This is a genomic window from Metabacillus litoralis (assembly GCF_020524045.1).
In the GTDB taxonomy this organism is placed as follows: Bacteria; Bacillota; Bacilli; order Bacillales; family Bacillaceae; genus Metabacillus; species Metabacillus litoralis_C.
In genome coordinates this window covers 26089-41483 of sequence record NZ_JAIVKL010000023.1, presented here as the reverse complement: position 1 = coordinate 41483, position 15395 = coordinate 26089, and the positions used below count along the sequence as shown (strand labels likewise).

13 protein-coding genes are annotated in these 15395 nt (G+C 35.3%); 1 reads left to right on the top strand and 12 read right to left on the bottom strand.

The features are described 5' to 3' along the window. Positions 1–458 precede the first annotated feature (458 nt). The gene (locus tag LC076_RS21645; RefSeq protein WP_226671231.1) at positions 459–1925 is read left to right on the top strand and encodes a glycoside hydrolase family 5 protein; all 1467 of its coding nucleotides are present in this window, start codon (positions 459–461) and stop codon (positions 1923–1925) included. A 56-nt stretch (positions 1926–1981) separates the two neighbouring features. On the opposite strand, the gene LC076_RS21640 is transcribed toward LC076_RS21645, so the two are convergent. From LC076_RS21640 to LC076_RS21585, 12 genes are all read right to left on the bottom strand, one after another. Then, complete coding sequence (locus tag LC076_RS21640; protein WP_226671230.1) at positions 1982–3178, bottom strand: class I SAM-dependent rRNA methyltransferase; 1197 nt, start codon at positions 3176–3178, stop codon at positions 1982–1984. Positions 3179–3288: 110 nt separating this feature from the next. Next, positions 3289–4257, bottom strand: coding sequence for a sugar phosphate isomerase/epimerase family protein (locus LC076_RS21635; RefSeq protein WP_226671229.1), 969 nt, complete (start codon positions 4255–4257; stop codon positions 3289–3291). Positions 4258–4285: 28 nt separating this feature from the next. Next, positions 4286–5299, bottom strand: a complete 1014-nt coding sequence (locus tag LC076_RS21630; RefSeq protein WP_226671228.1) for a Gfo/Idh/MocA family protein — start codon at positions 5297–5299, stop codon at positions 4286–4288. A 5-nt stretch (positions 5300–5304) separates the two neighbouring features. Beyond that, positions 5305–6336: a Gfo/Idh/MocA family protein gene (locus tag LC076_RS21625; protein ID WP_226671227.1), complete on the bottom strand. Its 1032-nt coding sequence runs from the start codon at positions 6334–6336 to the stop codon at positions 5305–5307. A 418-nt stretch (positions 6337–6754) separates the two neighbouring features. Continuing rightward, complete coding sequence (locus LC076_RS21620) at positions 6755–7477, bottom strand: ThuA domain-containing protein (RefSeq protein WP_226671226.1); 723 nt, start codon at positions 7475–7477, stop codon at positions 6755–6757. 270 nt (positions 7478–7747) lie between these two features. Then, positions 7748–8770: a LacI family DNA-binding transcriptional regulator gene (locus LC076_RS21615; RefSeq protein WP_226671225.1), complete on the bottom strand. Its 1023-nt coding sequence runs from the start codon at positions 8768–8770 to the stop codon at positions 7748–7750. 399 nt (positions 8771–9169) lie between these two features. After that, entirely contained in the window at positions 9170–10669 is a 1500-nt protein-coding gene (locus tag LC076_RS21610; protein ID WP_226671249.1) for a class I adenylate-forming enzyme family protein, read from the bottom strand. Positions 10670–10840: 171 nt separating this feature from the next. Next, complete coding sequence (fabG, locus tag LC076_RS21605; protein WP_226671224.1) at positions 10841–11581, bottom strand: 3-oxoacyl-ACP reductase FabG; 741 nt, start codon at positions 11579–11581, stop codon at positions 10841–10843. Positions 11582–11594: 13 nt separating this feature from the next. After that, a complete protein-coding gene (locus tag LC076_RS21600; protein WP_226671223.1) occupies positions 11595–12491 on the bottom strand; it encodes an alpha/beta fold hydrolase in 897 nt (298 codons plus the stop codon). Continuing rightward, positions 12491–13510 (bottom strand): 3-oxoacyl-ACP synthase, encoded by a 1020-nt coding sequence (locus tag LC076_RS21595; protein ID WP_226671222.1) that lies wholly within the window; start codon positions 13508–13510, stop codon positions 12491–12493. The genes LC076_RS21600 and LC076_RS21595 overlap by 1 nt, the downstream gene beginning before the upstream one ends. Positions 13511–13525: 15 nt before the next feature. Further along, positions 13526–14521 (bottom strand): branched-chain amino acid ABC transporter permease, encoded by a 996-nt coding sequence (locus LC076_RS21590; protein ID WP_226671221.1) that lies wholly within the window; start codon positions 14519–14521, stop codon positions 13526–13528. A 4-nt stretch (positions 14522–14525) separates the two neighbouring features. Then, positions 14526–15386, bottom strand: coding sequence for a branched-chain amino acid ABC transporter permease (locus tag LC076_RS21585; RefSeq protein ID WP_226671220.1), 861 nt, complete (start codon positions 15384–15386; stop codon positions 14526–14528). Positions 15387–15395: the final 9 nt, after the last annotated feature.

The following is a 15395-nucleotide window of genomic DNA, read 5'->3' as shown; positions in this document are numbered from 1 at the left end:
CCTGTTTCTTTCAGCTTAACTGATTTAGATTTATTCGTCTTTATGTATGTCTTCTTTAATTATGTCCCAGACTCGTTTTTATTACTTAGAAATTTCCAGTATACTACAACTCCTACAAATGAAGTTAACGCTAACCTCATACGATGTTTCTTCATTTTTATTCCGTAATATAAATATCCACATTTTCCCTATTTATATAACATTAGATCTAGTATATACCTTATTTTATGATACAATTGATTTATTTTTCGTACTATTCTGTCTTTTATGTTGTTATTTATGTATAGTGCATATACACTTTAAATAGGAATATAAAGTTAACGTTTAAGTAATTATTAGATGAAGTCATTCAAAAAAAGCAATATCCCTATTTGTTTTTGTCTCTTCAAACTTTTGAAAGGAGGTTGAATGAGCTAAGTTTGAGAGTTCAAAATATACTAAATTCATGAGGTGATTGAATGTTTATCTTACGCAAAAGCACAACTATTTTTTTAGCTGTTCTACTTTTATTGTCTTCATCATTGTTTTTCTCACCCCCAGAAGCAAAAGCTGCTAACGGATTTTATGTAAGCGGTAACAAATTGTTTGATTCAACAGGTACCCCTTTCGTTATGCGTGGAATAAATCATGGTCATTCTTGGTTTAAAAATGATTCTGCTACTGCTATTCCAGCAATTGCAGCAACAGGAGCTAACACTGTGAGAATTGTCCTCTCAGATGGTAGTCAATATACTAAAGATGATATTAACACAGTAAGAAATCTCATTTCGTTAGCTGAACAAAATGACTTAATTGCCGTTTTAGAGGTTCATGATACTACTGGAAAAGATGATACAGCTTCATTGAATAGCGCTGTAGATTATTGGATTAGTATCAAAGATGCCTTGATTGGCAAAGAAGATAAAGTAATCATCAACATTGCTAATGAATGGTATGGCACTTGGAATGGAGCTAATTGGGCAAATGGGTACAAACAGGCTATTCCTAAGTTACGAAATGCAGGTTTAACTCATACATTAATCGTTGATTCTGCTGGATGGGGACAATATCCCGCTTCGATTCATAATTACGGTCAAGATGTATTTAATGCAGATCCACTAAAAAACACGATGTTCTCTATTCACATGTATGAGTACGCTGGTGGAAATGCTTCACAAGTTAAATCGAATATTGATGGTGTGATCAATCAAGGTCTTGCTTTAATCATTGGTGAATTTGGTCATAAACATACTGATGGAGATGTTGATGAAGCAACAATTATGAGTTATTCACAACAAAAAGGTGTAGGTTGGTTAGCATGGTCATGGAAGGGAAATGGTTCACAATGGAGCTATCTTGATTTGACTAACGATTGGGCTGGAACTAGTTTAACTCCTTGGGGTCAAACGATTGTAAATGGAGCTAATGGTTTAAAAGCCACTTCTGTACCTAGTGCAGTGTTTGGTGGTGGTTCTGGTGGAACAGATGGTACAGCTACTACTTTATATGATTTTGAAGGAAGCACTCAAAATTGGTCAGCTTTAAATGGTTTAGGAGGTCCATGGTCAGTCAGTGACTGGGCTACTAGTGGAAGTCACTCTCTTAAAGCAGATGTACAATTAGGCAATGTTTCTCAACACTATTTATCGATTACACGAAATCAAAACTTAAGCGGTAAATCAGCTTTAAAGGCTTCTGTTAAACATGCAAATTGGGGAACCATTGGAAATGGATTATCTGCAAAACTTTATGTTAAAACGGGATCAAGTTGGACTTGGTATGATAGTGGTTCTGTTCAAATTAATTCAAGTGGCACAACTTTAACTCTAAATCTAGCTTCTGTTCCAAATCTAAGCAATGTTCAAGAAATCGGTGTTCAATTCACTGGTTCATCTAACAGTAGCGGTCAAACTGCATTATACGTAGATAAAGTAACTATTCAATAAAACAACAACGAAATCAGGGCTCATTTTTTTGCGATGAGACCTGATTTCGTTTGTTATTAGTTGATTTTTTTAATAAATACAACCTTTAAGTAATTTCCTTCTTTAAAATCTTTAGATGTTTTGAAATCACTTGGTAGACTGTATTCTTCAAGAATTGAATATTTTCCACCAGTTTCTTTAAATGCCTTTTCAATGAAGCTTTTAAATTTTTTCATTCCAAACGTACTACAGTTAGTTGAAGCAACAATTACACCGTTGTTATTTGTTATCGAAATTGCTTGTTTTAATAGTTCTGGGTAATCTTTTCCGGCACTAAATGTATGTTTTTTTGAACGAGCAAAGCTTGGAGGATCTAAAATGACCATATCAAATGCTAACTGTTTTTTTACAGCATATTTAAAATAGTGAAAAACATCTTCTACGATGATATCCTGTGCTTCATAATCAATTTCATTAATACTGAAATGTTCGATTGTTTTCGCCTTACTTCGATTGGCTAAATCCACACTTGTTGTTTTAGTCGCCCCACCCAATGCAGCCGCAACAGAAAATGCTCCCGTATAGGAGAAAGTATTCAGCACACTCTTGCCATTCGCGTATTTATCACGAATGGTTTGACGAACATCTCTTTGGTCAAGAAATACTCCAACCATTGCTCCATCATTTAAATAGATGGCAAATTTGATTCCATTTTCTTTCACAATAAGAGGAAAGCTCGCTCGTTCACCAGTTACAAAGTCATCGTCTTCTATATATGTACCTTTACTATCAAAGCGTTTCTTCTCATATATTCCTCTAGGATCACCTGCATTTGTTAATGACTGAATCACATATTCTTTAAATTTATAGATACCTTCACTATACCAACTCATAACATAATACCCATCGTAATAATCAATGATTAAACCACCGATTCCATCTCCTCCACCGTTAAAAACGCGGAAGGCAGTTGTATCAGGATCTTCAAAAAGAGCTTTTCGTTCAGTAAGAGCTACCTTAATTTTTTTCTCAAAAAAAGCTTGGTCAATCACTTCATTTTGATTAAAGCTTAGTACCCAGCCTCTTCCTTTATTTTGTATTCCATAATATCCTTTTGCAAGAAAATTTCCTTTCTCATCAACTAAATCTATGATATTTCCTTCTTCCTTTAAAACATCAGGATTCTGGATTGCATCATTATTAATAAGCGGATATCGAGACCGAAATATTTTGGTAAAATCTTTTTTCACTTGTACTCGAGTTGGTTTACTCATTTTTTCACATCAATTCTTTATATATTTCCGAAAAACGAATCTCTTCCATCATACCCATAACTCGATGAAAAATAAAACCCCTCTTGCTAGTCAAGAGAGGTTCTTACTTTTTAAACCCACCACATTTGTGATGGTGATTCATTTATTAATACTGTTTTAAGATTTGTTACGGCACGTTCAAAGCCTTCATCTATAGACATGATTGGATCTTCATGCTCAATACTAACTACATAATCATAGTTATACGTACGAAGTGCACTCATGATATCATTCCATTCTGTTAAACTATGTCCACATCCAACAGATCTAAATGTCCATGCTCTCGTTTGAACTTCCCCATATGGCTGCATATCTGTTAATCCATACATATTTACATTATCTTGATCAATATATGTATCTTTTGCATGGAAATGATGAATCGCATTTTCTTTTCCTAGAATTTTAATTGCTGCTACTGGATCAATTCCTTGCCACCATAAATGACTAGGATCTAAGTTAGCACCAATGGCATCACAAGTTGCTTCGCGAAGCTTTAGCATTGTGTAAGGAGTATGAACTAGAAAGCCACCGTGTAGTTCAAGACCAATTTTCACATTATGCTCTTGTGCGTATTTACCGACTTCTTTCCAATATGGAATTAATTTTTCTTCCCATTGCCATGTTAATACATCACCATATTCATTTGGCCATGGTGTAACAGGCCAGTTAGGATATTTTGCATCCTCAGAATCTCCTGCAGTACCAGAGAAAGTGTTTACAACAGGAACATCTAACAATGATGCTAATTTAATTGTTTTTAATAACGTATCATTGCTTTCCTTCGCAAATGCTTTATCAGGAGAGATCGGATTACCATGACAGCTAAATGCACTTATGATGAGATCTCGCTCTTTTATTTTTGCTACGTATTCATTACGTTTTTCTTCACTTTCTAATAAAGCATCAAGATCACAATGAGAATTCCCAGGATAACACCCTGTGCCAATCTCCACTGCATGAAGACCTGAAGCTTTCACACGATCTAACATTTCTTCAAAGGATTTATCATTAAAAAGTACTGTAAAAACACCTAGTTTCATTTAAATTCCTCCTTTGGGGTCAGACCCCTTATTTGTCAGCAGATTGATAAATGCGATCAATAATTTGTGAGACTTGTAATGCCTCTTCCGGTTTTACAACTAATTCTGTTTTACCAAGACATGTATCAATGAAGTTCTTCGCTTGTTCCACACCAGGATTTTCTTCTCCTGGAATCCAGGCTGCTTGACTATTCATAAGCATTCCATTTTTTGTTGAATATAGCTCTAGTGGGAAAACACTTAAGCCTCCTTCAACTCCTGAAATACTCACATGTTCTTGGTCATCAAGAATATTTGCTGCCCATGATGTTTCTAATAAAAGAGAAGCACCATTTTCAAACTTAATATATGCTGTTACATGATCATCTACATCAAAGGTTTCATGATCAAATGAGCCCCATTGATTTACACTATTAGGTGTTTTACTTAACACATTGTATGTACTACCGTGTACGTCAATATGTTTAGGACTTCCCATCAACCAGATGGCTAAATCTAATAAGTGGCAGCCGTAATCAATTAAGCTTCCTCCACCTTGTAGCGTTTTATTCGTAAAAACACCCCAACCCGGAACTTTCCTGCGTCTTAGAGCTTGCACTCTTGTTACTAAAGGCGTGCCAACTTCTTGCATCATTTTTTTTGCAGCTTGAGCGTTTTTCATAAATCGATAGTGATAAGCTATAGCTAGAACCTTATTTGTCTCTTTTGAAGCATCCAGCATTTTCTCACATTCTTCTGCTGAAAGGGCCATTGGCTTTTCACAAAGAACATGAACTCCCGCCTCTAAAGCAGCGATTGTCATTTCTGCATGAAACTTATTTGGTGTACAAATGCAAACAGCATCAACATGCTGAAACATATCTTTGTATTCTGCAAAAACATGTTTAATCGTAAATTTGTCTGCTACTTCCTGAGCTCTATCTTTATTAACATCACTTACAGCTGTGATTTCACAATCATCACTAAACGTTTGAAAAGCAGGGATATGTCGCCCTTGCGCAATCCCTCCAACACCAATGAATCCAATTCGTAATTTACTCATAGCAATCACTCAAATACTTTTGCAATTGTTTTTGTTTCATTTGATTTAATCGCAGCTAAAATGACAGCTAATGATTTCATACCTTCTTCTCCACTGATTAAAGGTTGTTTATTTTCAACTACAGCTGAAACAAAATGGTCAATCACATGTGTTGTTTGTTGTCCACCTTCATCATTTGATTGAATCTTGCCTAGCTCATAGTTCACAGTTTCTCCGTTTGTATATTGAACAACAAGTGAATATGTAGGATTATCTTCAAGACGAATAATCGCTTTTTCACCATAAATGATCGTTGAATTATCTTCTTTTGCCGTATAAGACCAGCTAGCAGCTAAAGTTCCGATAATGCCACTTTCTGTTTTAAGTGCACAAACAGCTGTATCATCTACATCAGCAAATTCTTTCGCCGTAGTTTCAATAAATGCTCCAACCTCAACAATTTCTTCTCCTAGTAAATAACGAAGTAAATCTGTTTTATGAACACCTAAGTCACCCATTGCACCAATGTAGGCTTTTTCTTTTACAAAGAACCAGCTATCTTTTCCATCAACACTCCAGCCTTCTGGTCCTGGATGTCCGAATGCCGTTCTAAAGCTATAAATCTTCCCGATCTCGCCACTTTCAATTAATTGACGTGCAAGTTGATGTGAGCGAACAAAACGTTGATTATGAGCAATCATTAATTTTTTATCATTTTTCTCTGCTGCTTGGATCATTGCGTCTGCTTCTTGTTGTGATGTTGCCATTGGTTTTTCACATAATACATGTAATCCATTATTTAACGCCTCGATTGAAATAGGTGCGTGTAAATAGTTTGGTGTACAAACACTAACAGCATCAACTTCACCACTTGAAATCAATTCTTTATAATCTGTAAAAGCCTTCGCACCGTACTTATTAGCAATTTCTTTTACACGATCTTCAACGATATCACACACTGCTACTAATTCTACCTCTTGACTTGCTGCATATTCTGGAAGATGACGAAATTGTGCAATACTTCCACATCCGATAACACCAACTCTTAATTTACCCATTAATTTTTCCTCCTATTAGAAAGCTTTATATTTATATTTTTGGCTCTGTTTAACTTTGTTGTTGATTTCCGTTACAGGCATTCGCTTTCCGCGGGCGGTCCGGGAGCCTCCTCGGCGCAAGCGCCTGTGGGGTCTCCCTTTGACACGCTTCTCCCGCAGGAGTCTCATGCCTTTCACTCCAATCAACAAAGTGCTAAAAATAAACTTTAAGTTTTAACATAGCCATTTTTTAAAAACATCTATTGATAATTCCACCGAAAAATCGGTCATCTCCTACCATCTAGAACTAGCTGCGTGCAAAGGCATCTAGTTCGTTCATGGCTCGGAGTTTTGTCATTCTTTATTTAATTGGAATTTCACAGACTTACTTTAACTTTCATTAATTAGCAGCTTAATCATGAATTCCAAATAATCTATTTTATTTTTCAGAAATTGTTTCTAACGGCTGTGCATTACCATAAACTGGGCGCTTACGATCGACTGGCTTCACATAGTTTACAGCATTTTTAATAACCTTTTGAATTTGTTCATTATGATATGTTGGGTATGTTTCATGACCAGGGCGGAAGTAGAATATTTTTCCGTTACCACGCTTGAATGTGCAACCACTTCTGAAAATTTCCCCGCCTTCAAACCAGCTAGTGAAAATAAGCTCATCAGGTGCTGGAATATCAAAGTGCTCTCCATACATCTCTTCTTTTTCAAGCTCGATGTACTCACCAATTCCTTCTGCTATTGGATGAGTTGGATCTACAACCCATAGACGTTCTTTGTCATCTGCTTCACGCCATTTTAAATCACAGCTAGTACCCATAAGTTTTTTGAAGATTTTTGAGAAGTGACCTGAATGTAAAACAATTAATCCCATACCATCTAAAACTCTTTGTTGTACTTTTTCTACAATTTCATCTTTTACTTCATCATGTGCAAGATGTCCCCACCATACTAAAACATCTGTATTTGCAAGAACCTCATCTGTTAGTCCATGTTCTTGCTCATCAAGAGTCGCTGTTTTAACTTCATGATCTTCTTTTTGTAAAAACTCAGCGATTGCTCCATGAATTCCTTTTGGATAAATTTCACTTACTACTGGGTTTTTCTTTTCATGTCTATTTTCGTTCCATACAGTTACTTTAATCATCATTTTCCACCCTAATCTATGATTATTTTAATTTAGTTTGTTTTCGTAATTATTGCTGCTTTTAAAGTTAAACCCTTTCAAGTATATAGGGCTTTGCAATCTGGAAGTTCCTCTTCATATATTCAACATAAAGCTGAATAAATAAACTTAGGTAACTAACCATTAGTAAAATGCTCAAAATACACAAGAGCTATACTGAATTTTTAGTTAACCGGTTAACAATCCATGATAAAGCGATGAGATTAGTTGAGCTCACCTCCTTAAATTAACTTATCTTTTTTTAGTAGAGCTTCTAATAACAAGTTCGACTGGCAACATAATTTCTTTTGGATCAACATGATTTTCAATTGCCTTTATCGCCATTTCAGCTGATAATGCGCCTTTTTTAAAAACATCTTGGCGAATCGTTGTTAAGCTTGGTGATGAATATTTACTAATCATCAAATCATCAAAACCTACAATCGAAAAATCATCAGGTACTTTTATTCCATGATCACTCAAAGATTTGATAATACCTAATGCTGTAATATCAGATGAGGTGAAAATTGCCGTTATTTGTTCATTCCCAGCAATTTCTTTGCCAATTTTATACCCATTTTCAAAGGTGTTATAATTTCCTTCAATGGTCATTCCTTCTCGAAAGTCAATATTCGCTTCAGCTAAAGCTCGTCTAAAGCCAAGAAATCGTTGACCATCAACTGCTATGTCTATTGTTCCATTAGGAATAAAACATATATTTTTATGTCCTAAATCTATTAAGTGTTTTGTTCCTAGATAACCACCTAATTCGTCATCAATACGAATGTTCGAATAGAATTTTGCGTAATCCTCAAAGGAATCGATAAAAACTAAAGGTATAGATAGCGTTTTCATTTCCTCAAAAACCTGTTCAGGAAATGTTCCTAAAACGAGCAAAGAATCAAGATTACGTTTCATAATCCAATTTTTACATTCATCCGCTTTTGAAATACCTGAAATAACAAAGTCATATCCATTTGTTCGACATTCATATTCAATTCCACTCAATAACTCACTATAATATGGGTTTTCTTTAAAAAGTGGTGCAAGTGTTTTACCAACCAATGGCATGATTACACCTAGCATTTTTGATTTTCTTTTCGATAAGCTTATTGCTGTAAAATCTGGTTGATAATTTAATTCGTCAATCGCAAGTAGTACACGTTCTTTCGTTTCCTCTGAAACTTTATTTACTCCATTTAGCACATAAGATACTGTTGCTGGAGAAACATTGGCGTGTTTAGCCACATCTCTAATTGTGATTTTCTGATTCATATTGCCTCCGGTTAAACGGTTAACTAACTTTGATGTTATTATATAATACGCTTACATTGAAGATCAAGTATTTCTTCTAAATTTATTACATATCTTATTCATGCTTTTTTCTAGTTTATTTGCAGCATTTTCATTATATTTGCTGTTTCTTATATTTTATTTGCTCTTTGTGTCATTATATTTGCTGTTTGCATCATTATATTTGCCGATATTGAACATTTATTTGCCGATTTCAACCTTATATTAGTTTTTCGACAAAAACCTACATACCACAAACATTAGAATACCTATCCAAAGGCGGATCAGATCCGTCCGCCACAGATTCACATCATACTCATTTTCATATATACCTCTTAATACCATACCACGATAAACTTATTTCCTACACACATATCAACATCAAACAACCTTATTATACTCATTCAACAGCTTTTTCTTATTTATTTTACCCACATCTGTTTTTGGCAACTCATCTAAGATCACTATTTCTTTTGGAATTTTATATGATGCAAGTATTTGTCTCATATAATCGATTATTTGCTGTGAAGTAAAGACTTTTGCTTTCTTTTGGCTTACATATGCAACTACCTTTTCACCCCACTTATCATCATTTACTCCTATGACGGTAGCTTCTTTAACATATGGATGAGCAAGAAGAACATTTTCAATTTCTAGCGGATAAATATTTTCCCCTCCTGAAATAATCATTTCTTTTTTTCTACCAACAATATAATAATCTCCGTCTTGATCAACTCTAGCTAAATCACCTGTATGTAACCAACCATTTCGGAGTGCTTCATTTGTTGCCGATTGATTCTTAAAGTAGTTTTTAAACAAGTGGTTTCCTTTAATAAGTAACTCGCCTACCTCATTTGTTTCTACTTCTTTACCTTCCTCATCCACAATTTTTATATCATTTAAAAGCATCGGCTTACCGACAGATCCTTTTTTTCTTTTTGCATCATTTGGATGAATATAAAAATTATTAGGACCTGCTTCTGTTAGTCCATATCCTTCTTTAAACGGAAGGTTCTTTTCTTGAAATTTATCATACACACTAATAGGACAAGGTGCTCCTCCTGATAAAAAAGCTTTCATTGATGAAAAAGGCATCTTTCTAAAAAGATCATCCTCTACAAGCATGTGATACATCGTTGGAACAAATAAAGCAATTGTACACTGATAATCATGAAGCAAATGAACTGCTTCTTTTGAAGAAAATTTATTTGCGACGATAACCGTCCCACCCGCCATTAAAATTGGAATTGATAAAGCATTTATACCTCCTGTATGAAAAAGCGGTAAATAGGTTAATGTTTTATCATCACTAGATAATCCCCAAGAAATAATTGTATTGTAAGCATTCCAGTTAACCGATTTATTGGTCAATACAACACCTTTGGGTTTCCCTGTCGTTCCACCCGTATAAATCATTAACCATGGCAGTTCCTCTTCTTCTTCATTATGTCCCAATAGTTGTTTACTTTCTTCTGTGTTATGAACATGAAAGAGAGCTGTTGACAAAGAGCGCCACTCATAGCCTAGCTCTTTAAGCGATGGAAAGGATTTTTCAGCTTCCTGGTCCAAGAAAAGAAGAGCTGGTTCGGCATGGTTAATAATTTCTGTTAATTCTTGCTGTGATAACCTCCAATTTAACGGCACCAAAACACATCCTACTTTACTGCATGCAAATAATAATTCAAAAAACACTGGTGTGTTTTTTGCTAACAATAACACTCGATCACCTTTCTTAATCTTTCTATAATTAAATAATAAAGCCCACTGTAACGCTTTATCATGTAGTTTTTTATACGTCCATTCTTCTTGTGTTTCTCCATCAATTAACGCAATATTTACTGGAGATAGATTTGCTCTTTTGCCTAACCAATCATCACTCATCTTCACGTTTATCTGTCTCCTTCCTCAACCTTTTCTCTATTTTATAAGTGATCAGTTACAAAGGAGTTACACACTGTACATCATGCTTTTTTCAATTTTCACTTGTGTTTATTTCTACAAAAAAGGAGCTATTCTAGAAATCTTCTAAAATAACTCCTTTTTTATAGAAACCTACATCATAATACCCCCATCAACGTGAAGAACGGTTCCATTCACATAATCTGAGTCATCTGAAGCAAGAAACAGATAGGCGTTCGCAATATCCTTTGGCTTTCCAAGTCTTTGCATTGGTACCATGGCAATCATTTGCTCTATGACTTTTTCAGGGACGGATGCAACCATTGACGTTTCAGTAAAACCTGGAGCTACAGCATTCACATTAATTCCTTTTCTTCCTAATTCTTTTGCCCAAGTTTTTGTCATTCCGATAACTGCTGCTTTTGCCGCAGCATAATTTGTTTGTCCAACATTGCCATATGTGCCACTAACAGATGATGTGTTTATAATTTTGCCTTTCCCTTTCTCCACAAGATAAGGAACAACAGCTTGAGTACAATAAAACACGCCATTTACATTAACATCTAAAACCCTTTTGAAATCACTTGATGATAACTTATGTAGCATTGCATCTCGAGTAATTCCAGCATTGTTAATAAGAATATCAATACCATCCCATTTCGCTGCTATTCTCTCCATAACAGCGTGCACACTTTCTTCACTAGAAACATCTACCTGAAAAAACTCTACAGTTAAGCCCTGTGATCTTAATTCACTTGCCTTTTCTACACCACTTACCTCATCAAAATCGACCATTGCGACCTTGGCACCTTCTTTTGCAAATAATTCTGAAGCCGCTAAACCAATTCCATTTGCTCCACCTGTTATAACTGCTACTTTTTCAGTTAACTTCATCTTCATATCCCCCTTAAGCTTCAATAAATTGAATAATCTTTCCATTGAGTTGATCAATATCATCGATGAGTGGTGAGTGTCCACAATTCTTCAATTCTTCAACTACTGCAACTGATTCTAGATCTTCTGCTATTTCGTTTGTCATTTTGGTTGTGATGACTAAGTCTCGATCACCTCGTAAAATTAAGACAGGAATGGAAATATCTTTTGCCTGATCTGACCCTAATTGAAGTCCATTATGTGATGAGCTTATATTAAATGTATTTAAAGCATGATACACATCAGCTAAATTTCTTTGTGTTACCATATCATCTATATATCTTTCATATCTTGCCTTTTCAGGTTGATTATGAGTATAGATAAGAGAATTCCAGACTGTCCTTAATAACTCACGATTATTAGATTCATAGGCACGTTGAATCGGAATCGTTTTACTAGCATCGCTCTCAATTTCTTTTTTAGACTGTAAGCGCTTTAAAAAATCAGGTGTTCCATCTGGCTTTGTATCATAAAAAGGATAACCTCTTGTTGAAGCAGATGCTAATAATATTAACTTGGAACAACAGTCAGCATAATCTGCGACAAATTGCATCGCAACTGCACCTCCTGTTGACCATCCAATCATGGCGAAAATCGTTAACTCACATGTTTCAATGAATAGCTTTAGATCCTCTGAAAAATCTTTAATAGAAGAAATTCTTTCATTGTAGCTAGATTCCCCAAATCCCCTCATATCAATGGCTACTAACGTATATTTCTTTGAATAGCTTTCGAAAAAGATGTCCCAATGTACTGAAGATGTCATATTTCCATGTAATAGTAAAATGATTTTTTCTCCGCCCTCTCGAATCCGATAGGCGATTGTTTCACCATTATTCAACTGAACCTTCTGCAAATGAGGCATAGTCATTAATTACCATCTCCATTTCCCCAGACAATTGTCGTTGCTCCCCATGCATATCCAATTCCAGCCGACACAAGAATAACAACATCACCATGATGAATTTTCCCCTGCTCTGCTGCTAGTCGTAAAGATAATATTTGATCGATCTGACCAATATGACCATATTCTTCTAAATAAATTGACTGATCCTCCGTTAATCCTAGCGAATTCAATACATAGGTATGTGCTGATTTTTTCATGTGTAACATCGCAATATAGCTAATATCACTTTCGTTTTTTCCACTTTTATGAAGAGATTTTCGAATAACAGATAAAAAATTATCCATAGATTTTTGCTCTAATCTTTTTTTCATTCCTACTGGATCAAGAACATCAAGTCTATAGGTTCCTTCATCTAGTACTTTTTTTGTTATTGGATTTTTCGTACCACCTGCAGTGACAACAACATCCTCAGAAAATGAACCATCCGTCATAATATAGGAATCTAGTATTCTATTTTTCTTTAATCCCTTTTGCAAGACTATTGCCCCACCACCAGCACCAAGATTGAACATAAAGCGTGTTCGTTCATTTTCATAATCAATTAAATCTCCGTTACGATAACCACCAGCTAAAAGAACAGTATTAATATCATCATCTGTTTCCATCAAGCTTTTAGCTAGTTTCAAAGCCATAATTGTTGTTCCACATCTAAGAGCCGTATCAAACCCCCATGCATGGTGTGCACCAATGGCTTCCTGCGTCTTAATTGCAGCAGTCCATAACGGGTATTCCTTGTATTCTTCACCAATATAAATAACTAAATCAATATCTTTACCAGTTAACCCAGCCTCCTCTAAAGCCATGTGAGCGGCTTTGATACCCATTTCACATGTATGATCTTCAGGTCCTGGAATTGGTTTCCGTTTTAGTCCCATTTTATCTTCGACCACACTGATCGGTAATCCTGCTTTTTGGGCAATTTCCTTACCAGTTATATATGTTTCGGGAAGATAGATTCCTGTACTTAAAATCCCAACACTCACGTTTTTTCCCCCTTTCTAACTTGTAATTCCTTTATCCTTCTCATGATCCTTTTTCTTTTTCATCTTCCAGCGTTTACCTTTAAGTGTTCCAACAATTCCCGCTGGAAAAAACATAACCGCTAAAATATATAAAATTCCAAAGAAAATAATCCATCGCTCAAAAATCGGATATGTTTTACCAAGCTCAGAAAGTCCGTGGTGGGAAATTTCAATAATACCAGCTCCTAAAATAGGACCAATGAGGGTACCCACACCACCAATGATTGTCATTAATAAAGCATCTAATGTTACATCCATCGTAAAAACACTCGTATTTACAAAACGCAGTGAAAGGACGTAGAGTGAACCTGCAATACTAGCAAACACACCAGCTATAACACTTGCAATAATTTTATAATGTAACGTTTGATATCCTAATGACTGAGTACGATCTTCATTTTCTCTTACTGCCACTAACACTTTTCCTAATGGTGAATTTGTTAGACGTTTTAACAACAAATAAACAACGACCATAACAATTAAGCAAATAAAATAGAATGTTAATCTATCCTTCAAGAAATCTGGCACCCTAAAAGTGAATCCATCATTTCCAAATGTAAGAGATCTCCACTTCTCAGCCATAACTAAAAATAAGCCTGCAAGAGCTAAAGTTAACATCTCATAAAAATGGCTTTTCAAGCGAAGTGTTAATAAACCAACTAGATAACTAACAACGGCTGCAATAATCATTCCAAGCACAATCGATAAAACAAGCCACATCATTGTTGGGTCTACCCGATCTAATAAAATTCCAGTAGAATAAGCACCAATTCCAAAAAACATCGCATGACCAAACGATACGATCCCTGTATACCCAAGTAAAAGATCATAACTCATGGCAAAAACGGCAAAAATAAAAATTTGAGTAAACATGATCATCATACTTCTAGAGTCATTAACAAGTGGAAATAAAACAAGTAATCCTAAACAACTAGCTAATACTATTGGACTGTAATTATATGTTTTCTTCATCTCATCACCCCTTTAGACCAAACAAACCTTGTGGCCTGAATACTAAAACAATTGCCATAAGGAGCATATTTACAGCTAATGATAAATCCGGCACATAATAAGTCATAAAAGCACCTGATAAACCGACTAAAATCGCCGCAAAAAGGGAACCAGGTATACTTCCCATTCCACCTATTACAACAACAATAAAGGCGAGTATTCCAAAATCCATCCCCATCTCTGCATAAATAACTCCTGAATACGGTGCGTGTAAAATCCCACCTAATGATGCCATTGCTGCACCTACCATAAAAACAAGCATAAAAACCTTTTTAATATTGATACCGAGCGCCTGCACCATTTCTTTGTTCATCACACCAGCTCTCACAATTAAGCCAATTCGTGTATTTTTCAGGATAAAATAAATAATCCCAAATACAAGAAAACCAATAAGAATGATAAATGCTCGATACTTAATGATCGTTACATCACCTAACTGCCAGCTACCTGATAGATAATCTGGAGCTTGTGCAGCTAATTGATTTGGGCCCCATAATACTTTAAGCATTTCAGACAAAACAAGCATTAAACCTAATGTGATAAGAATTTGTTGAACATGATTTCCATATACAGGTTTTATAATAAATCGCTCTGTCACATAGCCCAAAATAAGACCTGTCACAATCGCGCCAACAATTCCAGCCAAAAAGCTACCTGTTGTCATATACACCCATACACCACTATAAGCACCCCAAGCAAACAATCCTCCATGAGCAAAATTCAAGACATCCATTAAACCAAAAATTAACGTTAACCCAGCTGCTAACAGAAAAATCAACATGCCTGTTGCCAAGCCATTAATGGCTAAATTCAAAAATAGTTCCATCTTCTCACC